We start from the raw sequence: 23,843 nt of genomic DNA, 5'->3' as shown, positions 1-23,843 counted from the left end.
GATATCTCCTTATCGGCCGGTTGGCGTGCCGACAGCAGCGCTGATAGGAGCTGCTTTCTGGGTGAATGGCGACCATGTGCCGCCGCCCATCTGATACGCGCCATATGCTTTCAACGGGGTTGTAAGCAGCGTCTGGGTTAGTGCGGCACTGTTCGCGCTGCGAGTTGCATTAGCCTGAGACTGATAATTACTGCCCTGCACCTGATAGCCATAAGCCTCACGCTGAGCGTTGTTGACAGTGGTCAGAGCATCCAGGGTGCCGAATTGTGCCGTATCTCCGAAGATATCCAGAGCGTTGCCCGTGGAAAGCTCTGCGCCTGTCGCACCCATTGTTGCGGCCTGGGTCCCAGCAGCCTGACGGTTACGGCGGCGAATCTCATCAGCCTGAGCATTACCTCGGTTGATTGAATCCTGCGCCTGAGCTTCAGCAATATCTGCGTTCTTCTCAGCTACAGCAGAAGTATATTTTGCCTGCTGGTTCTGACTGTACGCGCTGGCAGCAGCAGAGGCTACCGTGACTGCGACCAGTGCAATAGCTGGGCTACACATTATTTTCTCTCCATGTGGAAACGGTGGAAGGGGAGATTGTGGATGCCATATGGCTTCGGATCCTCAATGGTGAACCCCAGCCAGTGCAGCCATACGCGCGCGACGTGGTTGCGGGCATCAACGTAATTTTCAAGATACGGGTAAACTGTCAGCATTGCATTGACCACTTTCCCGCACCGGCGCAGGAAAGTGCGCTGGTATTTCTCCAGCGCGTCAGTGCCTACCAGCCAGGGAATGCCGCTGCCGCCGATCATGGATGCTGGTGCCACACCGAAGATAGTTACCACCTCGCCGTTGACCAATCCCGCGCAGCAGAATGTTGAAGTGCGCAGCCCGGTTTCAAGCACGCGTCGCGGGCTCCAGCCGTTTGTCGCCAGAAATTCATCAACGTCAGCCTGGCGTACATGCGGCAGCATGGCTTCGATATGCTCTGTGGTGGCGGGCAAGATCTGAGCTTTAATCATCATTTCCCTCCCACAGTAAGGCGAGGGATGACAGCCAGAACAGAGAGTGGAAGCGGATCTTGCTGTCGCACTTTAACGCGCCCGTTTTTATCCCAGTTGCTGTCTAAATTGACTTCGATTTTTCCCGTCGCATCTTTAACTGGATCGTCATAAAACTCATCCTCACGCTGAGGATACTCATACCATTCTCCTCCCGGCGTGGCTGCCCAGATTCCGCGACTGGCGTTTACCACCATCGTGACGGTCGGGATAACCTGTTTTTTATCCAGCAGCGTTTCCTGCCCGTTGATGTTGATGTCCAGCGTTTCGAATTCCGCTGTGATAGGCAGCCCGATATGCACCACCGCTCCGGGTGATTCCAGCGTGACAGCACCACCAGAGACGGTTTTCTGCGGCTCCACGCTGGCATCTGAGAGGATGTTTACTGTCTGACCTTCGAGGTGTGACAGGCCGCCGAACGTCTGGCGAGCCATTTGCCAGTTAGTAGTGGCCGCGCTGCGCAGTACTGTAGGAACGTTACGGTTAAAGCGCACAACCACCGCCGTGCTGCTGGTTACCGAAACAATATCGCCGCGTAACTCTTTCGCCACCACCGATCCAGTGTCAGGATCAGTTTCTGAGTACGGGAACTGGATCTGCGCGTCAACGTCCGTGCTTACGAAATAAGCCCCGCCGCTAATCGTAACCGGGTAGTCTACCTGGTAGCTCCAGTCGCCAGTGCCGCCGCTGATGGTCATCGTCCTGGATGATGTGTTACGTCCGTCATAGCTCAGACCGCAGTCGACAAAGAAAGCATCTTCGTCACTGGTAAACAGGCGGCTTGAAAGGCGCTCAATGTAACGTTTCGTCTGTCCGTTGATGGTACGGTTTACCACGAAGTAAACAGCGTCCTCGCTGCCTTCGCTGATAGAGCAGGTGCTTTCGTACTTCCCGGTGCTGGACTGTGGTGCCCAGGCGAAAACCTGCTGATCACGTAGATAGGTCAATACCAGCAGTTTGCCGTCGTCGCGGATACAGAACGCGCTGCTGTAAGGCACGATGCAGAATGACCAGTCGACAATGCTGCGCTTCTGGAACAGGTGGTTTGCCAGTATGGTAAGGTCGGTACCCTGGTACCCGTCGACGTCGAAGGAGTAGGCCAGATCGCGTACCACGCTGCCCTTCTCCTGGATGAAAAGCGCGATGTTGGCAACGGAGATAGGCGGCACATTACTGGACCCGTTATTGCCCTGAGAGCTGAATGAGAACGCCGACGGCGTGAGAACCTTATTCTGGTCTCCGGATATCGTATATTCCCCGCCAGACGTCAGCGCGACCAGACTGCCAACATCAATAAGATGGCGGATCTCATTTACCTGACGCCCGGCGTAGGTGTAGATGATGCGATCGTCATCCTGAATAGGGTTGTTCTTGCCGAAGTCTTTATAGTCGCCGGTTCTACTTGCCCAGATGGTTTGTGGGTACGCGGTGGACGCGGCGAAATACAGGCGCTGCTGATAATAGACGACAGTGCTCGGGTAGCCGTTGACGCTGTTCCATGCGTATTTTGCCCATTTGTAGCTGCCATTGGCAGATCCGACAACCTGAGATGGGATGTAGCTGATCACCGTAGCGGTGGCGGTAGTGCCGGACGCAGCCGTGATACGAACAATACCGAAACCGCTGTGCAAGTATTCCCACTGGATGCCTGTATCGCTATCCCCGGCACCACCCCAGCCATCCCAGGACATGCCTTCAGTATGCGAAGGGCGAAGAGTGCCGGTCTTCCCTGCGGTGTTGGCCCGGTAGTAGTTGCTGTCAGCGCGGCGGACGTCGTTGATAGCCGTGGTTTTACTGGTCTCCCAGACAGGAACGGAATCTACCGCAGGCTGCTCAAGATAAAAGAGCTTACCTACCTGCTCAGCGCCAAAGATGGCAGAGCTGGCCGTCAACGTAATTGTGCCGGTGCTGGCGCTGGCGTAGACCTTCACTGACTCATCAACGTTGATATCTTCGAACGGGCCGTTTTTGGTGGTCACGTCGACGATCTGCCAGTTATCGTGCGCGTACCGGCGCAGCTCCTTCGGCGGGTATGCTGGATGCACCAGCGTAAGAACATCGGCGCTCTGCGTGAATTTAATGCGGAACAGGTCGGCTTCTGCATACGGCATAGCCAGTTCGTAGATTACATTGCTGCTGTTCAGCACATACGCGCCGTCTTTGATAACCCTCATGTAACCGTCGCCGAACTCCAGCGCATAGGTCTGAACGGTCGAGAACTGGAAAGGGATAAGGCGGCATTTTTTGTTCGAATATTTTGCTTCGCCGACGAAGCGCGTTCCCGGGCGATTCTCAACCCCACCATACTGGCGGACTATGAAGTTATCGCACTTGCGCAGCGCAACCTGATACTTCGACATATCGATGCGCCCGTACAGTGACGGGCCAATCTCACCACCGGCAAAGCTCGGCTGTATCCAGCTGATAGCCATTATGACAACCTCGCTGCTGTAAACTCATCGACTGGTGGCTGCGGCTCCTGAGATTCGCTCTGGCTGTGCGAGCCAGCGCTCAGGATGACCCTTTGGTACATGTTCAGTGCGTTGTTACCGAGATCTGCGCTGCCGGTGAGCGGCATATTGATGGCGGCGGCCAGGCGCCAGGACAGCGCCTCCATGAAAATTGGATCGAACATGTTCACTTCAGTGACGCGAGCAATGTACTTCAGCCACGCCTGAGGCTGGTCTGTGTAGATCAGCTTTCCGGTACCGTCCGCGTTGGACCCGACCTCATAGTTGATGCGCATTGCTGCCGTCGGATTACGGATACCGGGCACCATAATTTCGGTGATGCGCACGCAGTCAGTCGGGTACTGGTAGGCGTATTGCCAGTCAGGCGGAGGATTGTTGGTGTCGGCCAGCGCCAGGCGTTTAGTGGCAAAGTTCCAGTCGAAGTCAGCCAGCGCAGCATCGCGGCACGCATCGAAATGAAGGGAGCACTGATCGGCTTCCTTGCTGGCCTCGTTCAGGTTGTTAATGCTGCGGCTGTTGCCGATATTGCTCAGCGCGCGGTTGCAGATCTCGATAACGGAGGCCATTAATCGTCCTCCCCGCCTGGGTAGAAAGCATCTTTCAACTCTTTGGCATCATCACGCTTCTGTGGAGCCAGGCCAATATCGGTGATCTGCAGCTCAACATAGTTGTCTTCACCGTGATCTGTGGTGCGGGTAGACACAGAACATACGTTAGCCATTGCCATAACTGAAACGCTATCACCTACCGCTGGCAGTGATTTTGCATTCAGGCCGAGACGCTGCAGAGATTCATTATCCAGCGTGATGCGCAGCCCCCACGGATACTGATCTTTGGTTTCTGGCTTTCCATCTTCACCAACGAATGAGTCGGTGCCTGTTTTCATGTTTACAGTTTTCATTCTCAGGTCTCCGCATAGAAAAGCGGGGCCGAATGGCCCCGGCTTTTAGCACTTTATTGAGCGCTTACACGCCCAGTTCTTTACGCCGGGCGTCAATCTTCTCTTTGAGAGTTTTTGCGCTGGTGTTTTTATGCGGAGCTTCGCCGAACATCTCTTCGTAAATGGTACGAAGCTGGTCCAGTTCCTGAAGCTCTTCATTGGTTGGCAGATCCTCTTCCTTCACCACGACATCACCTTCTTTGTGAGGGATGAGGTTTTTTCCAGCCTGCCCGGAAAACTCCACAATATCGCCAGGCTCGCAGAGCTTGCCGTTAATGAAGGAACGTTCTTTGACGCGATATTTAGACATTGGTCTGCACCCCGCCAACAATGCCAGCGGTTACTTTGCCAGTGGTCGGCGCGGTACCGGTGACGGTGTAGTTAAGTCGGATGTAGCGCTCCAGCTTCATCGGCAGCGTAATGACCGGCGTTTTGTAACCAACGGTCAGGGATGCCAGAGGAATGACCATTGAGATCACATCAGTTGCAGAGCTGAAAGACGAGTTGTCATCGGTCTGCACCGTTACGGTCAGGCTGGTCAGAGTGTTGAATGCCTCAACAACCTGAATCAGCAGCGGGATATCGCCATATTTACCGACATCCTTACTGGAGCCAGTGTCAATAACGTTGGTTGATGCCGCGGTGGCCGTAATGGCCTGAGCCGCGGAGAACAAAGCCTGTTGATCAAGCAACATGATTCTCTCTCCTTACGCCGTTACGGCAGATTCAGTGTTGAGGATTGCATCCACACGACGGATAGGAATGCCCAGGAAGGAAACGATCTTCTTACCGCCGTACTCTTCGATGGTAAGGTTCACGTTTTTGGCATTCATAGCCTGTTTGTGCAGCCATGCGTGGATGGTTTTGTTGGCATAGATAACTTCTTTGCCATCACCCAGCATTGCCACGTCGCGGGCATAATATGCATCCACCATCATGCTGATCAGGTCAGCACCAGTTGATGCATCTTTGGTCAGCGTGGTCACATCGATGTTGCAGATGCGGGAAATTGAACGCCAGTCACGCACGCTCAGACCCAGATCCCACTTGAATTCGTCACGATACGCACGGAACTGGCCGCCGTTACCGTCACTTACCAGGTCGTCACCAAGGTCTTCATGCTGGAAGCCAGCAACCATGCCTTCTGGATAGATCATGTGAGCAGTGTTCTCACCCCATGACATAAACCAGATGGATGTATTGGTAGAGCCGCTACCACCGGCGCTGAATACGTTTTCTGCACTTGCAGCTTTGCTGGTGCTAAGCGTGTTGAAGCGCGGCGCCAGACCCATGAAAGCTTCAGGCTCTGCATCGGTGTTGCCGTAGATAGCGTAGCGGGCGACTTTGTTGTTGAAGCCCTGCAGCTTGCCCATGTTTTCGGAAACACGGAACGCTGCGGCGTTGTTAGAGCGGTCAGCCAGAGCCTTATCAACAAATCCCAGGTCGTACAACATACCGGTGGTGTCGGTCACTGGTACGGTCTGGGTTTTGGTTGGCTGAACGCCCTGGTTATAGCGGCGCCATACCGGCTCAGGAATACCTGCGCGGATGGTGGTTTTGTGCTTAGAGCCGTCGTTACACGGCACATAGATCGCATCGGTCAGGATGTCGTTGGTTTTAGCCAACTGCTCCACGATGCGCGCGATTCGCCCGTTCTTGTCAGTACGATTGTAGATGTCAAGCAACGATGGCAGAGTTTGACCGATTAAAGCCATTTTTCATACCTCACTTTTTGGGATAGAAGGCGGAGATAAGGTCACTGCCGCCGCTTTCATGACCGCCGGTGACAACCTTGTCTTCTGACATTGCCTTGCCGACTTTGATAAACGCTTTAACAAGCGCCGGGTGATTACCCAGACCGGTTGAGTCCAGGTATTCTTTCAGTTCTGGATCGCCGAATTGCTCAAGTGCACGCTGCGCAGCGCTGAGGTTTGCGGTCAGCTTGTCGCCGCCGATCTCTTTGTCAGCCTTCACGTCGGCTGCCCACTGTTCTGTCTGCGCCTGCCAGGCTTCTGCCTGACGCTGCTGCACACCGGCCAAAATTTTCGGGTACGCGTCCACCAGCTTCTGAGCCTGCTCATTGGTCAGGTTCAGCTCGCGGGCAACAGGTTCAAAGTCCTTCAGCGCTTCGGTGTCAAGCTCTACGCCTTCGCCAGCGGTAAATTCATATTTCTCCGGCGCACCTTCCTGCTTCTGCTTTTCGTCATCTGACTCCTCCGCTGGCTTATCACCATCAGCGGGTTTGTCTTCCTGAGGCTTGTCGCCTTCAGCGCCAGGCTGTTGCTTATCGCCTTCTGGTTTTGCCGGGTCAGCAGCAGGTGCGGATGGCTCAGAAGGTGCCGGTGCAGCGCCACCATCAGCAGGTTGCTCATTGCAAAGACGGCGATGCAGCAAACGTTCAAATAAATTCATGGTTACTCCTGTTCACTGGCCTCTGCGGCCATCTTCAGATACTGATCCGGGCAGTGCGTCATGACGCGCTGAAGCAGAACCAGCGCCAGGTTGCGCTGCCCTTCGTTGAATGCTGTGATGTGCGGGTCTACGTTGAAGCAGGCTCCGAACACCTGGCCTTTCTCCAGCAGTGACCAGACGACGCGGCGGCCCTGCTCGCTATCCATTACGAACCTGATGTCGTCCTTCTCCCGCTGTTCCAGATCGTGCTTCTTCCGCTCGTTCTGGATGCGCAACTCTTCTTCATCTAAGTCCTTCATTGCTGCGCCGCTCCTGCTGCGTTAGTGAGAGCGGTAAGGGCGCTTGGGTCAGTGGTCTGCGCCTCGCTGAGCGTCTTGGCGCCCTGCGCTGCTGCCATACCCATCTGCATGGCCTGCGCCTGCTGAGCCTGTTTGGCGCGCTCTTCGCGAATGCCCTGCACCTGCTCCTGCGGAACGATGACGGTCGGCGATACGCCTGACATTTCTGAGAACGCGTCGATAGCCTGATCCACGTCGAGCTTGTCGAGCGCTTCAGGTTTGAACTGTGCGAGCTGGCCGATAAAGCCAACGGTCTGCGACAGGCTTGTGAGGCCGATAGATTTCTGCGCCTGCGCCATCACGGAGATGTATTCGATGCGCAGCGGCATGCCCTGCATAACGTCAGGCGGAGGCGGAAGCATGTTCTTGCGCGCCATAATGGAGAACACGCGGTCGATAAGCGGATTGAGCGCTTCGTCATTCAGGCGCTCGAGCACCGGGCCTAGCATCAGCAGCTTCTCTTCCTTCATCTCGATCACTGCTTCCACCGGCATAGAGCGGGTGTTGATGTTCTGCAGCATCATGAAGAGGTCGACGAAGTAGGCGCTGTTGATGGTCTGGCGGGTGTCCTGAATGTCAGCCAGCAGGTCGGCGGTGTTCGGGTTGACCAGGTAAGCAGGCTTGAAACCGTCCTGCCCGCTCAGCACGTCGAGATACGTCACGTCACCAGGCAGCAGAGAAACGCGCTGATTCTTCAGCGATGTCGGCGCAACCATAGGCGGATTAGTTGCCTTGTCGATCAGCTGAGCTTTGCGCTTCTGCTCAACCTGCAGGGCTTTAACCTGGCCGAGTGCCAGCATGCCAGGGCAGGATGATGCGTAAACGTCTTCGCCGTTAACTTCCCAGCGCGGCGCCAGGATAGGGAATTCATCGAAACCAGATTCACGCAGAAGCTTGTCTGAGTCACCGCCGCTCTCGAAGTACACAGAGCGGAAAGGCTTGTTCTTGCTGTCCATCTTGCCGCTGTCGCGGTTGATATTTGGGGTGATGCAGTGGTTAACCTCGATCCACGCTTCATACGTGCCGTTTTCCCACTGGCCTTTAACGGATGAGCTGACGTTTTCCAGGCCGAATTCCTGCACCAGCTGGCGCACGGTCATGGAGAACTGGCGGAAAGAGGTGTCGACGCTGCCGCGCGGGCTGTTCGCCAGGTAGTAGCTGCCAATCGGGAAAGGCATTGTGCGGATCACGTCCTGGTCATCTTCCAGCACAGCCATAGCGGCGGTGCCGAAAGTACCCAGGCTGGCGTACATGACAGGCAGCGACTGGTACAGATTCGACTTGTTGAACACTTCGTTCATGCGGCGCTGCACGACTTCCAGCCAGATTTTCACCGGGCCGTAATCCATCATGTCAGGGTCAGGCGTAGCCAGCTTGAACCACGGACGGGCCGGGCTGGTGATGCCGGACATCATGCCGCTGGACAGAATGCGCTGCGCCATTGAGCCGGTCGGGTCAACAATCTTGGTGTTTCGGCGATCGTCACGGTTAACGTCAGACGTCAGGAAGCGGGAACCGCGCGGATTGATAAAGTCGCTCAGGTCGCGCCAGTGCGGCTCGAACGATGTGCGCTCATTCTTCAGCTGTGCGAGCTGCTTCAGCAGCCGCTCTTTTTCGGTTTCCGCCATCTCTGCGCGCTCCGTTACTGACCGAGCAGCGTTTTACCGCTGGTGTTGGCTGCGGAGGTGTCGCCCTGGGCGCCAGTCAGCATTGTCGATTTGGTGCCTGCTGCTGCGCGGCGGCGGCGCTCTTCGTCATCGCGGGCACTGACCACAGCGGCGTCCTGCTCCTGAGGTGCGGCCTGGACTTCTGGTGCCGCTGGCACTGATGGCTTGCTGCCGATACACATAGCGATAACCTCACACACGATTAAATTATTACCAATTTAACCATATACGGATTATTTTACGTAGTGTATTGACAGAATGCCGTGCAATTATTACCCTTCAGGTAACACAACATGAAAGCGCACTTCGATATCGGTTCTGTGAGGTCTTGTCGCTAAATCAAACTGGTGAGTGCGCTTCCAGGTGTGAGCAGTACGGTATATGGCACATGTGCCGCAGCGGTCCGACGGGGTTCCTTGGTTTCCTTACCCCCGAGCGGGTAGCCGGAATGTGCAAGTCAGTGTTTCTGTATGCACGGACATGACGACTCACCATCGTGGCAGTTCGGTGTGACACCTCGGAAGAGACGAGGCCATAACGATGAGAGCATTTTTGGGGTGTCGGTGGTGCATTGGTTGACGCGTGGGTTATTCCCACCGAAGAAAGGTTCGATTCCTTTCCCGCGCCCACAAAAGTGCTTTCAATGTTGTGGTGAATGCGCAGGCTGATGCGCGGCTATGGTCCGCTGAATCTGCTGGACACACTGACACGAAGCCTTTCAAGGAAATGAGTGCTCAAGCTAAGCAATGCATTTACAGCAAGCCGGAGATCAGCGCCGGCCACCACAACCCAATCACGCCTTAGGACCGTGATACCCGTAGTACCAGTACCATTGCTGTGTAGCTTTGGCGGTGGCAGTTGCTCCCACTTCTGACCACCGCCCTTTTTACAGCAGAACGCCATTCCGATGACGTTGCGCTGTAAACCCTGTATCACCCGCCAAGGAAGGCACTCCGTTGATTATTCGCCCGGTTCGTCCGGGCATTTTTTTAAGGTGAGATTATGAACGAACAAGCGAATAAAATTCTTGTGGACCTGCTGCAAAAGGCCAGCAATGGAATAGATTCAGCCGTTAGCTTTAGCCAGGCCCAAATTCCTGATGTAGTGCATCAGCTACTTCTTTGGAACGCTGCTTCATCTGCGCTCTTTCAGGCGTTTATTCTGGCATTTCTTTCCTTCTACGCATGGTCATCTGTTAAAGCGATAAAAAAGGTAGCTAATGGACCTCTTGACGACGTAGGCGATACCATTTGTATTTTGTGGACAATTTTTGGAGGTGTTGCTGGTTTAATTTTGTTCATATGTTTCTGGTTTAATTTTGACTGGCTGAAGATTTGGATCGCGCCAAAGCTCTACCTTATTGAGTACGCAGCATCGCTAGTTAAATAACGCCGTGACATGTCACATTCAGCCCGCCGATGAGCGGGCATTGTGTATACTGGGTGAACCCTATATCACGAGGTCGCCATGATAACTTTCAAAGGTAAGACAGCAGATGAACTGAATGGAGAGGATGTGATAGAGATAGCCAATATCAATCCCGATCAACTCCCTATAGGCATTCGGTCCCACATGGAAGCAATCATATTTACCGCAAAGGAGGCCGTAGAACTTGATGCGGAAGCGCGGGAAGATGTTATTGAGAGAGTAAAGAGAATCATGAAAATGGAAGGCTGCAATGATGGACCTGGAATAATAAAACTCCCTTATACGAAGGCCCGCTAATACGGGCTTTGTTATTTCCATGGGTCATATTCTGTTACCGCTTTCCCCTGCTGGCTCTCCTGCCCTGGCATGCGCAGGCGCTTCGTAACCGGGAAAGCAAACGTCAGCAGCAGCGCGTCACCCTTACCCGGCGAGCGTCCTAAACGCTCTTTGATATCTTCCTTCGGCTCAATGACGATCTTTCCGTCTACCCTGACTTTGTACTCTGCCGCCGACAGGTCATCAGCCGTCTCCTGGTCATCCAGCGCGCCGCCCAGCTTCAGCCACGTTTTGCAGCTGTTGAACATCTCGCCGCGTTTGTTGAGCATCTGCGGGTCGGTTGATCCGCCGCCGAACGGGATTAACTGCCACGTCCGGCCCCAGCCGTCACCGATGGACTTCAGCCCGGTACCGTAGCCGAAGTCGATAAACACCGCGTCAGCCTGGTACTGGTCCTCAAAGTCAGCTATGCGCTTCGCCATTATCAGATCGTCGGTGGTCTTGTTGCCGGTCCAGAGCACTTTGCTGTGCAGCCCCTGCCGCAGGTATATCACCGCGTCATCCACGCCTGAATATGCCGGGTCGACGCCGATAATCACCGGTGCGTGCGACACCTGCGCAGCGGTCACCACGCGCTTCATTGCCTCGTCAGTGAGGCCGGTCGGGATAAACTGCAGTTCTGACGCGTCAGGGAAGATCCCCCGCACACGGACCTTCACGAAGTCGCTGTCCTCGCCGTAGTCATCCACCCATTTCTGGAGTTGCTGCTTGTTCGTTCCTTCCACGGTGCGGCTGTCAATCTGCGCGCACTTCCAGCGGTGTTTATATTTGCGGAAGCATTCGCGGAAACGCCCGGTGTTACGCGTCGGGTTCCCGAACGCCACCCAGATGATTTCCGTGTCTTCGTCCGTCAGCGCCCCCTCGGCAACCTCCCACACCAGATCTGCAATATTGGACGCTTCGTCGAATACCACGATGATGCGCTTGCGCTCGTTGTGCAGCCCGGCGAACGCCTCTGTGTTGTGCTCAGACCACGGGATTGCGTCAGCGCGCCAGCGTTTATCGTGGCCAGGATCGTTGCTGTACATCGCCGTGGCGGTGCAGGTGAACCACTCTTTCGTGATAGCCAGATTCGACCATTTGATGATTTCCGGCCAGGTCTTTGTGCGCAGCTGGTTGTCGGTGTTGGCGGTCACCACCACCTTGCAGTCCTCGCAGGTGGACATGCCCCAGTTGATCAGCATCGAGATGAATGCACTGTTATGTGTGACGATATAATCACGAGCCAGGAAAATACCCCCGTCAACCTCAAAGCAAATGCCAGGCCCTGCTACTGCCGGCTCAATACTTTCAATCCACTTTGTGGTGTACCGCTTCTCAGCGGCCACTAATGCCTGCTGCTTCCTGTCTATTCTGAATAACCGAGTTTCTCCGTCCCAGGTGATATGGGTCGACCAACTGCCTGCAAATTTATTCGGCTTAAACTTTTCGTTTCGCGCGCGCAGTCCAAGTGATCGAGCAATTTCGATAACATCTCTGGTGAGTTGCCTTGATGCAGACGCAAAAGCTGCACCACCACACGACTTTTCAACCCAACCATCTGTATCGAGAAGACCCTGAAGAACTTGCAGTCGCTGCTCAGACTCAATGTATCGACGATCAACGCTGGCGTTATATGTGGTACATCCAAGCAGGCCAGCATTAACTAGATCCACTTTGAGGCCGATGGCCGTTCTGGTTTTACCGTGAACCCGTGTCGCATAAGCGATATTTTCCCACACCTCAGGATCAATATTTGTAATCCTACCGCCTGCCTTATCACCATCGCCAAGCCATACCCCATAGGTATAAGGGTCAACAGGAAGCGTCATTGATGGGTAAATAACACGAGGGGATGCAGGAATCTCCCACTGCCTCGCCATGGATGTGCCATTTCGGCGCTTAACACCGCGCTCAAGAATGTCGATCGTCTCCAATACCTCCCATTCTCCAGATCCAGTTCTTCTTGAGTTTCTTCCTCGGACCTTCCACAGATGCCCAGATGACACATCTACTGCCGTGCCATCAGAGAAGGTCACTCGATAAAATGGGCACATGTCATAATCCCGAGTGCCAAGCACCTGAACAGCGCTACCATTCTCACCGAAAAGGAGATCTCCAGCCCTGATATCAGAAACGCGTCTCATCCCTAATGGCGTAGGGACAACATCATCAGGCCTCAATGCCTTCCCAATTCCATGTCCTGACGCGCGAGCTATCAGACAAGGCTCATGCCTAGTAGCGGGATTTTGGAGATGGTCTCTTATCTCTGCGAAGGCTTCTGCTTGCCATGTGCGTGGACCAACAGCGTGCTCAAGTTCAGTCCCCTGCTCACCCCATGGAAATGAATATCTGGCATACCTAAGTGGATCATGAGTAAAACCAGCAATGTCCTCTATCAGCTGCTCTTCATATGAAGCTTCCGGTTTATTTGTCATTCTTCACCACCAGCCTGCTCTTTGACGCGACGGCGCGCGGCGGCCATACGGTCGGCAATGGTGACGGTACCGGAAACCTCCAGGCGCTCTTTGAACGCGTTGACGTCGACGTGCTTACCGATAAGCTCCAGGTTCTTCACCTTGTCCGGCCATTTGATTTTTTTGAGGATGGTCTCTATCGAATCCTCGTTCATGTTCATGATGGTTGAGGACAGGTCGAATCCGCTGAGCGTGGTACGCCAGATTTTCGGCCAATCGCGGATCGGTTTCAGGCTGCCGTCGTCGTTCAGGATATCCAGCACATCCATCTGGTCGATTTCCACCAGGCGCATGAGGACGTAATCAGCGCTGACGCGCATGCGCTTGTTGCGTTCCTCCATCAGTTCAGCGATTCGTTTCTGGATTCTTTCATCTCGCATCATCACGCTGGCTTTGACCGCTGCCGTATTAGGCGAAAATCCTGCGTCAATCGCCGCCTGAGACTGATTTTCAGGTGTCTTAATGTAGGACTGGCAGTAAGCCTCCTGCATCGCTGTAAGAGGCTTATATTGCGTTGATTTGCGTTTGTGGGTTTTTGGTGTCGCGGGCATCATTACCACCTGAGTAATTTCATTACCATGCAGGTGATACTATCACGCCCGCGCAGATGTTACATGACTGGTATCGGGTCTGGCCGTTGATTGCCTGCGCGATTCAGGAAGTGGGTCACCACGCCGTGCACCGTCGTGTCGTCCAGCGCCTCGCCTTCCAGTGCTTCACCGTCAGGAGTGATCAGCGCCTTTCCCTGAACGACCGCGAATTCCGTGCGGCCGCAATACGAAATCAGCACGATATCACCCGGATGTGGTTTGAGGGAAACGTTGATGATTGCGTAGCCCGCCGACGTCTCGATGGTACGACAGTTGCCGTCGTAGCCGCACATGCTGGTGATGGTAAGGCGGGATTCTGCGTAGTCTGTTGCCGGAAATGGAAAGCCCATATGGAACCTCACATAAAAATACTGTACATTTAAACAGTATAATCATGTGAGGATTTAGTCAATACGCTGTGACCTGTCACACCGCAAGTTTCGTTTCATGCCAGCCCTGCGTTACCCAGCAAGCCGAATCACCGGCGCACGGGCAGGACTTCACCGGCAGCATGTCGCCGCACTTGCCGCACTGGTTGGCGCTGATAGCTTTGATGCGGCCACGCACCCGGGCATCATCCTGGCGGATCAGCAGAGCAATGTACTCGCTCAGTTCGTATGGGTCGCGCCCTGGTCGACGCCCGGCGCAGTTCCGCGCCAGCATCTCCATTTCCTGCTCGTCGAGCACCAGCTCCAGCTTGCGTTCACCGGCTTCAGCCTGGCGGGCGCGCTGCGCTGCTTTGCGCTCTGCTGCTGTCTTAGCCATTGCTTAGTTTCTCCCCGCACATTGAACAGCAATTGGTGGTGTAAATACGCCCGTATGTGTGAGGGCAAGTACGCATGTAGCTGAGCAAAGTCCTGAATGCGCACAACTGGTAATCCTCCTTCAGCGAGCGCGGCCCCGACTCCAGTTCCTCGATACGGGCGGCCAGCGATTCCTGGGTTACGTTAGCCATTTCTGTATTTCCCCCACACTTTCTTCACCTCCCTGCAGAAGATGCAAATCATGACACCAGCCAATACCCCGTTGATGTTGTAGTCGCTATTACGCAGGAGGATAGATATCACTATGGCGGTAATAAACGGTCCAAAAATTACTGACAAAATAAGCGCAGCCCATTTAGGCATAGTAAACAAATGCATCATCCAACCTCTCTCAGTTTCAGTTCATCGGCCACGGACTCCGGCACCACCACTGGCATCGGAACGCGGATAACCAGCTTTTTGAGTCTGTCTATCTCGGCTGCGTGCTCCAGCGCGATATCCTTCCAGTCCTGCGCTTCGGCCATCCACCAGGCTGCATCGGCTTTAAGGCGGCGCAGGCGCCGCTGTTTGAGTTTGTTCACCATGGCAGCCACCCCATGCCATGAAGTGCGCTGATGACCAGCAGCACGAACATCACGACGTCGAATGGGTTAGGCATGGATGTTCACCTTGATAGCGAAGACCTTCACCGGGTCAGGACCGAAGTGTGGGTGAGTTATCACCTTCACTTCGTAACCGTCATACGGAACATCGATACGCTTGCTCAGGTCATCACGCTTTGGATAGCCACGAGTAATTATCAGTCTGTCGAAGCGACGAGCTAATTGCTGGTTATGCCCATGCGATAGCCTGCGGCACCAGTACGGATTTACCAGGCGATACTCTTCTGCTTTCTCGCCTGCCTTCATCTGGTCGAAGTATTCACCGTTAACAGCCAGCTGCAGGTTAGCCATCACTTCACCTCCTTCTTCGCCAGCTCCTGCATGGCATCGCCGTAGCGCTCTATTCCTTTGGCGAGCGCCTGAGTCACTTCCTGCTGCGGTGCCGCTGGAAGGGAGAATGGCAACACATCACAGTGAACAAGTTTTTGCTGTGCAAGGTTGTCCATGACCTTCTGAATAGCCGCATCATCGAAAACACCAAGCGCCTCGGCCATGACACCAACAACCTGATAAGCCTCAGCGCATACTGCGGGTAAACCATCCTGCACCACAGGATAGTTTCCATCGGCACCCTGAGCTCCTGCCCGGTACACCTGCAGCAGAAACGAGGTCTTTTCGTCGTCAAGCTTATCGCCACTGATTAGCCAGTCAGGGATGCCATTACCGCCTGTCAGCCATGAAATAAACGATTCGAAATCACCTGGCACCTTGTAAGCCGTCGTTACAGGTTCGGCACCCTGAAGCGTGGCGGCGCGGCAGGCGTCACTGCGAACTTCGATCCCCACCTTATCCAACGCAAGCAACAACCCTCGCTCGCTGTCACCGCAGTCGTCCAGTGTGTCGTTGAGCACCGAAAGCGCTTTTTCAAAATCCTCATCGTGAATAGCGAACGGCGCAGATACCGGCGCTGGCGGGGCGGTGTAAACAGAAATAACGTCGCTTTGCCCTTTGTTGCTCTCGTCAGTAAGTAACCAGAACAGCCTGCCTGCCGGATGCTTGAAGATGTACGCCACAGGCTCGGCTTCGAGCGATGCCAGCGCGATACGCGCCAGCTCCAGAGCCACCTCAGGAGTTATTTTTTCGCTGAAGTGCTTACGCGCTTTCTTTTCCGACCACACGACAGGCCACAAGACTTCTTTCGCGGCGGCTTCGATCTGCTGTAGCTGCTCCTTGGTAATAGCGCTCATGATGCATCTCCTTTACCGGCTGCGGCGCGTATCTCATCACGCATAGCCTGCATTACAGCTTCCATTGCAACCTTTTCACGCTCAAGCTCAGTGATTCTCTTTGCCTGCCAGTCAACAAACTCAACTAGGCCGCCATGAAGCTCATAGTCTTGTCGCAACATGTCGTAGATATCAGCCTTCTGAGATAGCTCAGCGCTACGTTTCTCAGCAGCATCAGCCCTGTCTCTTTCGCGCTGAAACATCTTGTGCGTAGTGTCTATTGCGCCAAGGCGTGCTGCGGAAGTCTTCTGCACGGCTTCCAGCTCATCCAGCAGCGCCAGCATGGTGGCAGGGTTGGCTGCGGCAATGAATTTGGCGTCTGCCCTGTGAAGTGCAAGACCATAGTCGCTAGCCAGTTGCTCTTCATTCCACCAGGTTTCCCCTTCCTCTGAAATGGCCTTCTCCGCCGCCTCACGCAGCGCCTGTTTGTCGATGTGTTTGTCGATGTTGCTCATTGGGCGGCCTCCGGTTTGAATCTGCGTACAGAGAGAACAGGGCATTTGGTAACGCCGCCTTCTTTCTCCCATCTAAGGAGCGGGAATCGATATGCTTCAAAGTTAATCCCAGCAGAGTGATCATCCTGGAAGCATTTCTTACCAACTACCCATACATTTTCGAATCGTCTCTCAAGACGAACTGCGGTCCTCCAGCCGAATGGCGCGCCTGCACTAACGGCTGCATTTTTTGTTGGGAAAGTAGGTACGGATGATGCAATTTCATCGACTCGCACGCTCAGGTGACAGTCATCGACATGACTAATTGAATCTCTCATGACTGGACTCCTTTGCGAAGCTGGGCGGCGAATTCGTCAGCGTTTTCACCCGAGACCCACCAGGAATCCCTGGCGTCTGAAGAGTGGGCACGCTTCGATTCTTCTTTGCACTTTGAAGCGAACATAGCCACACCCTGCGCCTGAATCCTTTTCAATACCGCATCAGTTTCCGGAGTGAGCAGGTTTAAAGACTCGTCAACAGCAGTAGCAAGAGCACCATCAGTACCGGTTTCAAATACCTCTGCCACCTCTTCGATGCTCTGTTTCAGGCAGGCATTCTCCGCAGCCAGCGCATTACTGCGAGCCAGTTGCACATCCAGCTGCGTAGCCAGATCGCTAATAAGTTGTGCAACGTCGAGCACATCGACGGCGCCGCATGATGCCTTCAGCTCTGCTGCCTGGTCATGACCGCGCTTTACCAGTTCACTCACATTGCATTCCATCTTTACCCCCGCTTACCCGTATAAGTTATTGATTACGTTGATATCAAAAAGGATCGTCGATTCAGAACACTTCGACATTCCATCCGCCACCGGCTTTCTTCGGCTTCACAGTCACGCCGATGATGCGGAACGGATACTGATCTGCTGCGACTTTGGTTTTCACCCTGGCGTCGTCGGTCCAGAAACCTTTCACCTCGTGCAGCTCCATCTCCCCGGTGGTGAGCATCACTGCGAAGTCCGGCGTGTAGAACGTGTTATCAGCCAGTCTCAGCTTGATACCTTCGAACCGGTACCAGGCCACCTCACCGGCATGCTTGCGCAGCTCCAGATGCTGGCAGTACGCAGATTCCGTCTTGTTCATCTGGCCTGTCTTGAGTCGACCAAGAGCCTGTAACTGCTTTCTCATGATTTACCCCTTAGGTAATTTAAATCCACATTAGAGTTAAAATCAATAGCTATGCGCATATTTTGTTACCTTCAAGGTAACTATGCAGGCGTAAAAAAATGCGCTGCCGCGCTGGTGCTGCTATGTGGCCTGGTAGCCCCTGAATCCCTGCGGAATGGTCTTGTCCGGCTCCGGCACGTCGTTGATATCCCTTCGTTGCTGCTGGGCGACCGGCCTTGCCCTGGACTGCTGCACGCTTCTTGCCAGCTTCTGCTGCCACTGGTCGTGGTGGAATGCTTTGCCCTCCGCTTTCCAGTACGTGATGAAGTCTGCCAGCTCGAACGGCGTGATGTCCGTCTTCAGAGTTATGCCCCACAGCGCAGCGCGCTGGATGAACTGCTGATCAGGCTTCCAGTTGTCGTGCATCTGGAATTTTCCAAGCTCACCCATTCCGCCCGGAGCAACGTAGCCATTCAGCATCGCGTTGTTCGCATCCGGATCTGGTTCCCCGCCACCAGCAGAGTTATCCACAGGTGAATTTTGCTCGCTCCATGTGTGGGGTTTATCTTTTATATCTTCTCTTCTCTTCTCTTCTCTGGTCCGCTTTTTGTCCGCTTCAGATGCGGACGCTTTGCGGACATTTCTCTTCCTGTCAGCATCCTGTGCTCGACGCTTGGCAGACTGCCCGTTATGGGCCTCGAAGCGCGGCATTACTAGGCTTTCGCCATTTTCTTCGAGCCATCCGACAGCCATCATTGCCCGAGAAAACCCAGGGAAGCCGATCAGGTCGTCGAGAGTGTCCGCGCTGTATCCGTCAAGCAAACCGTCAACGGAGTGGACATCGAAAAGACACCATGCGGAATGTAGTCCGCCAACTATCCGCAATCTGTCCGCTTTCAATGCGGACGCCATGCGGACAACTTTAGGGTGCGTGTGCAGGTCGGCACGCATCTTGATCCAGTCACCGGCCATAGCTAACCCCCATATAAGCCCGGATAAATTCAGCCGCTGCCTGTGCGTTTATGGCGTTACCGTAGCCTTTGAGTCGGCCGACGCGGTTGCTGCTTGCCACTCTTGCCACCCCGGGCTCGACTCGTCCCAGGCGCGCGGCAGCCCCATCAACCAGCGGGAATGTGCCGGGTTCAACTGGACGCCATTTGCCATCTCGACATAAGAGCCAGTCCGCATCTCGCCAAAAACCGTTAACCTCAAGGGGCCTGCTGTGTAAGCCTGGCGCGGTAACTGATCCAGCCGCTCTTTCCCTTCCCGCTGCGCTGTCATCCCTGATGTGTCTTTCCAGTCGCGAGTTGTCGGCGTAACCCATCCCGCCAGTAACGCCGTGCCCGGCAGCTTCAAGCATACTTTTGGTGATCCGTCCTGATTCTTCCCGCTGTAGCAATGAGTCGACCCGGTTGAGTCGTTCGCCACCGGTGTTTGCCAGCCTGTCAGTCGAGCTGCTCCGGAGACGTGCTGTAATCCCCGTTTCGTTTCCGGCTGCGGATTCGTATTCGCTACAGGCGTGGGCCACCCAATAAGCCCGCTCTCTGATGTGCGGCGCACCGACGCCCGCTGCCGCAAACGGCACAAGCCCGAAGGCGTATTCCATTCCTTCCAGGTCAGCTTGTACAAGGTCGAACCATGCGTTTGCGTTACCAGCTGCAACCTGCTCGCCAAAGACATGCTGAGGTCTGCGCTCGCTGATGAGGTGGAAGAAGTGGGGCCAAAGGTGCCGCTCGTCAGCAAACCCATCTCCTTTGCCTGCCGCGCTGAAAGGCTGGCATGGGCAGGAGCCGGTCCAGACTGGTTTATCGTCAGGCCATCCGGCGAGGCGCAGGGAATGAGACCAGACGCCAATTCCGGCGAAGAAGTGGCACTGCGTGAATCCTCGCAGGTCGTCAGGTGTGACATCTTCAATACTCCTTTCATCAACTTCGCCCGGGGCGATATGACCGCCGGCGATCAGGTTACGCAGCCACTGCGCTGCAAATTGGTCGATTTCGTTGTAATACGCTGCGGGTTTCATGCTTCACCCCGTGCGGATTTGAGAGCGGATGAGAATTCTCTGCGATGACGGTTTGCGCTCTGAAGTGCACACTCAACACAGGTTCCGTTCAGCACATAGCGCTCCGCCTTATGACCATTCCGGCATGCTTTGCCGGTGTAGAATCTGTTCAGGCCAGCCTTAGCGGCCTCCATTCTGGTGACAATTTTCACGAAAACGGCCTCATGTTTGGTTATGGATATCGGTAATTTTGTGCGATGGCCGAAAAAAGATCAACCATATTTGGATCATTATTACCTGAGAGTACTGAATAGATATGAAAAGACCGCCAGAAGGCGGCCTGATGGGGGTTTGAAGGAGGTTTTATTCGTAGAAGAAGATAGCCAGTTCCGGCTTTGTCCTGACCCATCCGCGTTGCTTACATGCCTTAAATAGCCCATTCATCAATGTCTTACCAGGCATTTTCCTGCGGCCTGTCAGATGCGTCTGGATGTAGTGGCTGGTCGTTCCGGCCTCGTCAGCAAAGGCATTTCGCTCATCAGGAGTGAGTTGCAACCAGTGTTTTTTGAAGTCGAATTTTTCGTTCTCTCTCATAGCTATTGCCTGATATTAATTCCAGATAACAAATATTCACCCAGAAGGTAATAAAAATCAAGGTTTGTTACCTGTGAGGTGCATTTACCTGTGGGGTAAATTCGCTTTTAATTGAACCTCTAACTAATTCATATATGAGGCGATTCACCAGAGCATGAAAAGTATTCAGGATATCCGCAGGCAGAATATTAACGATATCATCGACCGTGACTTTAACGGGGTGCAGACTCGTCTGGCGGAAAAACTGGGAACTCAGGCAAACCTGGTGAACCGCTGGGTCCGCGGGCAGAAGGTGGTCGGCGACACGGTGGCGCGCAAGATTGAGAAGGCAGCGAACAAGCCAACCAACTGGCTGGACATCGACCACTCATTATCTGCTGTTGCCATTCCGCAGGAAGAGATCACCCCTTCCGATATCGGCCAGCTGGCGGCGCATAATCTCGAGGCGTGGATGCAGAACAACCGCGACCTGTCATCTCAGGGCAAGCTGTCGAAAGCCTCCGGAGTTGCCCAGGCGACAATCAACCGCATGCTGAACAATGAGGTTAGCGTTTCTATCTCCACCCTGGAGTCGATCGCCAGCGCGTTCGGGCGCCGCGGCTATGAGCTGCTTATCCATCCCCGCGACCCGGCGACCATCCATTACGACCGGGCCCGCTACGCATTGTTACCCGAGAGCGAGAAAAGCAAGATTGAGAGTTACGTCGATTTCGTGATTGTTCAGAACGGTAAAACGCAAGAATAACTCCATATATTTCAAAGACTAAGCCGCCATTGAGCGGCTTTTTTATTGCCATTAAGATTACCTCACGGGTAATTTTTTATAATCATACCTATTGACTTCAAACCACATAAGGATAATTATTACCTCAACGGTAACACTGAGGTAACGAATTATGCAGTGGAAAATCATCAACGGTTGGTACTGCGTTACGGCGTGCGGGCTGATGAGCACCAAGTGCCGCACTCTGCATGAAGCCATCAACTGGGCTTTTGTCACCAAGATGGCAGTCAAAACTGAAATGGATATGGGGGTGAGCAAGTGAACATCCAGCAGATTAATAACCTGAAAAAAATCATGACCAGCATCGACAGCGACTACAAGCTGAGCCAGCTGCACTACGAGCGCCAGGTAGAGCTGATCGACGCTATCAAGTACCACCAGCTGCAGAAACCTTTCTACGAGCTGGAGCGCAAAGGCGTTCGCACGGAGATTCTGGAAGAGCTGATGATGAGCGTCGAGTTTGAAGAAGCTCTCGCAGCGTACCAGGCCGCGTTGACCAGCATCATCGCGAAGTGGGATCTGGCTGACCAGCTGGACACGGCGAGGAGCGCGGCATGATGCAGAACGCCGGCAGCATGGACAGGACCAAATACCTCGGCGGCAGTGATGTCGCCGGAATTCTCGGAATTAGCCCGTGGCGCACTCCGCTTGAGGTGTATCTGGATAAGGTTCAGCCAAGAATCAAACCAGTTGACCCTTCGAAACAGAAAGTTTTCACGCGTGGCCAGCGTATGGAGCCATACGTAATTGACCTGCTTTCTGAAGAGACAGGACTCGAAATTATTCATCGCGGCAACCGGTATATCCACCGCGATTACGGCTTTATCGCTGCAGAGATCGATGCAGAAGCGGCCACCGGCGAGAACATCGAGATCAAAACGGTTAGCCCGTTCAAAGCTAAGGAATGGGGAGAGGTTCAGACCGATGCAATCCCGGTTCATTACACGGCGCAGGCCATGCATGGGCTGATGGTTACCGGAAAAAAGGTGTGCGTATTCGGCGTCTTAATCGGCGGTGACGATTTCCGTATCTATCGAGTTGAGCGTGATGAGGAAACCATTCAGGCCATCCTGGAAAAAGAAGTCGCCTTCTGGGACAGGGTGATAAACCTGAATCCGCCAGAGGCCACAACCGTCAGCGATATTTCTCTGATGTTTGAGAAGGATGCCGGTTCAAGCATTGAGGCAGACGGTAAGGCACTGACACTTTTCAACGACCTGCGCGACATGAAATCACGCTGCAAGTCGCTGGAAGCAGAAATCGCCGTATCGGAAGAGAAGCTGAAGCTGTACATGCAGGAGCACTCAATCCTGACACTGGACGGGAAACCGATTTGCACGTGGAAATCTCAGGTTAGTAACCGGTTCGACCAGAAATTATTCCAGGCTGAGCACCCTGACCTGTACGAAAAATTCAAAACAGCAACGACATCACGCGTTTTCAGAATGAAGTAAGGAGAAAAAATGTCTACCAACGCACTTAAGGCAGCAGCGACCGGCAACCAGGTTGCACAGCATAACGAGAAACCCACCACCCTGGCCGGGCTTCTCGCAGATCCAAAAATTAAGGCTCAAATGGCACTGGCTCTTCCAAAGCACATGACGGCTGACCGCCTGGCACGCATCGCTACTACTGAGATCCGCAAGGTTCCAAAACTGGCAGCATGCGACCAAGCCAGTTTCCTCGGTGCAATCATGCAATGCGCTCAGCTCGGACTTGAGCCGGGCGGCGCACTTGGTCACGCGTACCTGATACCTTTCGACAAGCGCCAGAAAGTAAATGGCCGCTGGGAAACGGTATCTACCGAAGCTCAGCTCATCATCGGCTATCGCGGGATGATTGACCTTGCCCGCCGCTCCGGGCAGATCCTGAGCATCTCAGCGCGCACCGTGCATGTAAACGACAAATTCAGCTACTCATACGGCCTGGAAGAAACGCTCGAGCACTCGCCTTGCGAAACCGGTGACCGCGGCGAACTGACCCATGTTTACGCCGTTGCCCGCCTGAAAGATGGCGGCGTCCAGTTCGAAGTTATGAGCCGGGCAGACGTTGAAAAAGTACGTGCTTTGAGTAAAGCCGGCAGCAGCGGTCCGTGGGTTGAACACTTCGACGAAATGGCGAAAAAGACGGTGATCCGCCGCCTGTTCAAATACCTGCCTGTCTCTATCGAACTGCAAAAGGCTGTTGTGATGGATGAACGCGCGGAAGCTGGCCTGAGTCAGGATAACGCGGCAGTTATCACCGGCGAGTATTCCGTTGTTGATGATGAGCAGCAGAGCCTGACGGTGGTTTCTGACTCTGATCGCGAAGAGGCGCGGGAATACGTCAGCGCAATTCTGAACAGCCTCGATTCATCCGCAGCAGATGCCAAGGCGATGTTTAAGCGTGCCGAAGATGAGATCAACACCATGGCTGAAAAGCTCGGTGAGGAATACCACCAGGGATTCATGACGACGCTTAACGATATGCGTCCTGAATTCGAATAACACCACCGTGGCGCCACGGCGCCACACCTGCAACC

At 54.2% G+C, this 23,843-nt stretch carries 31 protein-coding genes and 2 pseudogenes; 7 read left to right on the top strand and 26 right to left on the bottom strand.

Going from position 1 to position 23,843, the window contains the following annotated elements:
- Positions 1-9: 9 nt before the first annotated feature.
- From IM299_RS12180 to IM299_RS12125, 12 genes are all read right to left on the bottom strand, one after another.
- Positions 10-549: a hypothetical protein gene (locus IM299_RS12180; RefSeq protein WP_060572454.1), complete on the bottom strand. Its 540-nt coding sequence runs from the start codon at positions 547-549 to the stop codon at positions 10-12.
- The gene (locus tag IM299_RS12175) at positions 549-1,013 is read right to left on the bottom strand and encodes a hypothetical protein (RefSeq protein ID WP_193357569.1); all 465 of its coding nucleotides are present in this window, start codon (positions 1,011-1,013) and stop codon (positions 549-551) included. The genes IM299_RS12180 and IM299_RS12175 overlap by 1 nt, the downstream gene beginning before the upstream one ends.
- Positions 1,013-3,484, bottom strand: coding sequence for a hypothetical protein (locus IM299_RS12170; protein WP_193357548.1), 2,472 nt, complete (start codon positions 3,482-3,484; stop codon positions 1,013-1,015). Before IM299_RS12170 ends, IM299_RS12175 begins: the two co-directional genes overlap by 1 nt.
- On the bottom strand, positions 3,484-4,089 hold the full coding sequence (locus tag IM299_RS12165) for a hypothetical protein (RefSeq protein ID WP_193357547.1): 606 nt from the start codon (positions 4,087-4,089) through the stop codon (positions 3,484-3,486). Before IM299_RS12165 ends, IM299_RS12170 begins: the two co-directional genes overlap by 1 nt.
- Entirely contained in the window at positions 4,089-4,424 is a 336-nt protein-coding gene (gene gp10 / locus IM299_RS12160) for a capsid staple protein (RefSeq protein ID WP_032636536.1), read from the bottom strand. Before gp10 ends, IM299_RS12165 begins: the two co-directional genes overlap by 1 nt.
- Positions 4,425-4,488: 64 nt before the next feature.
- Positions 4,489-4,773 (bottom strand): hypothetical protein, encoded by a 285-nt coding sequence (locus tag IM299_RS12155; RefSeq protein WP_193357546.1) that lies wholly within the window; start codon positions 4,771-4,773, stop codon positions 4,489-4,491.
- Entirely contained in the window at positions 4,766-5,158 is a 393-nt protein-coding gene (locus IM299_RS12150; RefSeq protein ID WP_032636541.1) for a Bbp16 family capsid cement protein, read from the bottom strand. Before IM299_RS12150 ends, IM299_RS12155 begins: the two co-directional genes overlap by 8 nt.
- A 12-nt stretch (positions 5,159-5,170) precedes the next feature.
- Positions 5,171-6,178: a major capsid protein gene (locus IM299_RS12145; RefSeq protein WP_023339250.1), complete on the bottom strand. Its 1,008-nt coding sequence runs from the start codon at positions 6,176-6,178 to the stop codon at positions 5,171-5,173.
- A gap of 10 nt (positions 6,179-6,188) precedes the next feature.
- On the bottom strand, positions 6,189-6,875 hold the full coding sequence (locus tag IM299_RS12140; RefSeq protein ID WP_193357545.1) for a peptidase: 687 nt from the start codon (positions 6,873-6,875) through the stop codon (positions 6,189-6,191).
- Positions 6,876-6,877: 2 nt separating this feature from the next.
- On the bottom strand, positions 6,878-7,174 hold the full coding sequence (locus IM299_RS12135) for a hypothetical protein (protein WP_193357544.1): 297 nt from the start codon (positions 7,172-7,174) through the stop codon (positions 6,878-6,880).
- Positions 7,171-8,841, bottom strand: a complete 1,671-nt coding sequence (locus IM299_RS12130) for a portal protein (RefSeq protein ID WP_193357543.1) — start codon at positions 8,839-8,841, stop codon at positions 7,171-7,173. Before IM299_RS12130 ends, IM299_RS12135 begins: the two co-directional genes overlap by 4 nt.
- 14 nt (positions 8,842-8,855) lie before the next feature.
- Positions 8,856-9,062, bottom strand: a complete 207-nt coding sequence (locus IM299_RS12125) for a hypothetical protein (RefSeq protein WP_048982097.1) — start codon at positions 9,060-9,062, stop codon at positions 8,856-8,858.
- An 820-nt stretch (positions 9,063-9,882) separates the two neighbouring features.
- On the opposite strand from IM299_RS12125, the gene IM299_RS12120 reads away from it, so the two are divergent.
- A complete protein-coding gene (locus IM299_RS12120) occupies positions 9,883-10,269 on the top strand; it encodes a hypothetical protein (protein ID WP_193357542.1) in 387 nt (128 codons plus the stop codon).
- Positions 10,270-10,347: 78 nt separating this feature from the next.
- Positions 10,348-10,605 carry a hypothetical protein gene (locus IM299_RS12115; protein WP_193357541.1) on the top strand — a complete coding sequence of 86 codons (258 nt, stop codon included), beginning with the start codon at positions 10,348-10,350 and terminating at the stop codon, positions 10,603-10,605.
- 11 nt (positions 10,606-10,616) lie between these two features.
- Here the strand turns inward: IM299_RS12115 and IM299_RS12110 are convergent.
- The 14 genes and pseudogenes from IM299_RS12110 to IM299_RS12040 form a co-directional block, all read right to left on the bottom strand.
- Positions 10,617-11,843 (bottom strand): annotated as a pseudogene (locus tag IM299_RS12110) (terminase); the annotation flags it as partial.
- Positions 11,844-12,038: 195 nt separating this feature from the next.
- Positions 12,039-12,455: pseudogene (locus tag IM299_RS23105) on the bottom strand (LAGLIDADG family homing endonuclease); the annotation flags it as partial.
- 602 nt (positions 12,456-13,057) lie between these two features.
- The gene (locus tag IM299_RS12095) at positions 13,058-13,654 is read right to left on the bottom strand and encodes a terminase small subunit (RefSeq protein ID WP_193357540.1); all 597 of its coding nucleotides are present in this window, start codon (positions 13,652-13,654) and stop codon (positions 13,058-13,060) included.
- A gap of 56 nt (positions 13,655-13,710) precedes the next feature.
- Positions 13,711-14,040 (bottom strand): hypothetical protein, encoded by a 330-nt coding sequence (locus tag IM299_RS12090; RefSeq protein WP_193357539.1) that lies wholly within the window; start codon positions 14,038-14,040, stop codon positions 13,711-13,713.
- 76 nt (positions 14,041-14,116) lie between these two features.
- A complete protein-coding gene (locus tag IM299_RS12085) occupies positions 14,117-14,455 on the bottom strand; it encodes a hypothetical protein (RefSeq protein WP_193357538.1) in 339 nt (112 codons plus the stop codon).
- A 376-nt stretch (positions 14,456-14,831) separates the two neighbouring features.
- Positions 14,832-15,038, bottom strand: coding sequence for a hypothetical protein (locus IM299_RS12080; RefSeq protein WP_193357537.1), 207 nt, complete (start codon positions 15,036-15,038; stop codon positions 14,832-14,834).
- A gap of 66 nt (positions 15,039-15,104) precedes the next feature.
- The gene (locus tag IM299_RS12075; protein WP_193357536.1) at positions 15,105-15,407 is read right to left on the bottom strand and encodes an ASCH domain-containing protein; all 303 of its coding nucleotides are present in this window, start codon (positions 15,405-15,407) and stop codon (positions 15,105-15,107) included.
- Complete coding sequence (locus tag IM299_RS22930; protein WP_227013087.1) at positions 15,407-16,303, bottom strand: hypothetical protein; 897 nt, start codon at positions 16,301-16,303, stop codon at positions 15,407-15,409. The genes IM299_RS12075 and IM299_RS22930 overlap by 1 nt, the downstream gene beginning before the upstream one ends.
- Positions 16,300-16,797, bottom strand: a complete 498-nt coding sequence (locus IM299_RS22925; protein ID WP_227013086.1) for an ead/Ea22-like family protein — start codon at positions 16,795-16,797, stop codon at positions 16,300-16,302. The genes IM299_RS22930 and IM299_RS22925 overlap by 4 nt, the downstream gene beginning before the upstream one ends.
- 313 nt (positions 16,798-17,110) lie before the next feature.
- A complete protein-coding gene (locus tag IM299_RS12060; RefSeq protein WP_227013085.1) occupies positions 17,111-17,557 on the bottom strand; it encodes a hypothetical protein in 447 nt (148 codons plus the stop codon).
- A 61-nt stretch (positions 17,558-17,618) separates the two neighbouring features.
- On the bottom strand, positions 17,619-17,963 hold the full coding sequence (locus tag IM299_RS12055; protein ID WP_045342853.1) for a DUF1064 domain-containing protein: 345 nt from the start codon (positions 17,961-17,963) through the stop codon (positions 17,619-17,621).
- Positions 17,964-18,083: 120 nt separating this feature from the next.
- Entirely contained in the window at positions 18,084-18,914 is an 831-nt protein-coding gene (locus IM299_RS12050) for a DnaT-like ssDNA-binding domain-containing protein (protein ID WP_193357534.1), read from the bottom strand.
- Positions 18,904-19,965: a DNA cytosine methyltransferase gene (locus IM299_RS12045; protein ID WP_193357533.1), complete on the bottom strand. Its 1,062-nt coding sequence runs from the start codon at positions 19,963-19,965 to the stop codon at positions 18,904-18,906. Before IM299_RS12045 ends, IM299_RS12050 begins: the two co-directional genes overlap by 11 nt.
- A gap of 342 nt (positions 19,966-20,307) precedes the next feature.
- Positions 20,308-20,538 (bottom strand): hypothetical protein, encoded by a 231-nt coding sequence (locus tag IM299_RS12040; RefSeq protein ID WP_193357532.1) that lies wholly within the window; start codon positions 20,536-20,538, stop codon positions 20,308-20,310.
- A 154-nt stretch (positions 20,539-20,692) separates the two neighbouring features.
- Here IM299_RS12040 and IM299_RS12035 point away from each other — a divergent pair, with 154 nt between their 5' ends.
- The 5 genes from IM299_RS12035 (at position 20,693) to recT (ending at position 23,808) form a co-directional block, all read left to right on the top strand.
- Positions 20,693-21,283, top strand: a complete 591-nt coding sequence (locus tag IM299_RS12035; RefSeq protein WP_193357531.1) for a helix-turn-helix transcriptional regulator — start codon at positions 20,693-20,695, stop codon at positions 21,281-21,283.
- Between the two features lie 151 nt (positions 21,284-21,434).
- Positions 21,435-21,584, top strand: coding sequence for a hypothetical protein (locus tag IM299_RS12030; RefSeq protein ID WP_162843058.1), 150 nt, complete (start codon positions 21,435-21,437; stop codon positions 21,582-21,584).
- Complete coding sequence (locus IM299_RS12025; protein ID WP_193357530.1) at positions 21,581-21,880, top strand: hypothetical protein; 300 nt, start codon at positions 21,581-21,583, stop codon at positions 21,878-21,880. Before IM299_RS12030 ends, IM299_RS12025 begins: the two co-directional genes overlap by 4 nt.
- On the top strand, positions 21,877-22,776 hold the full coding sequence (locus IM299_RS12020; RefSeq protein WP_193357529.1) for a YqaJ viral recombinase family protein: 900 nt from the start codon (positions 21,877-21,879) through the stop codon (positions 22,774-22,776). Before IM299_RS12025 ends, IM299_RS12020 begins: the two co-directional genes overlap by 4 nt.
- A 9-nt stretch (positions 22,777-22,785) precedes the next feature.
- The gene (recT, locus tag IM299_RS12015) at positions 22,786-23,808 is read left to right on the top strand and encodes a recombination protein RecT (protein ID WP_193357528.1); all 1,023 of its coding nucleotides are present in this window, start codon (positions 22,786-22,788) and stop codon (positions 23,806-23,808) included.
- The last annotated feature ends 35 nt before the right edge of the window (positions 23,809-23,843 follow it).

It is taken from the genome of Enterobacter cloacae complex sp. P47BA, from assembly GCF_014930485.1.
In the GTDB taxonomy this organism is placed as follows: Bacteria; Pseudomonadota; Gammaproteobacteria; order Enterobacterales; family Enterobacteriaceae; genus Enterobacter; species Enterobacter bugandensis.
The sequence above is the reverse complement of the archived record's forward strand: the minus strand, read 5'-3'. Positions and strand labels throughout refer to the sequence as shown.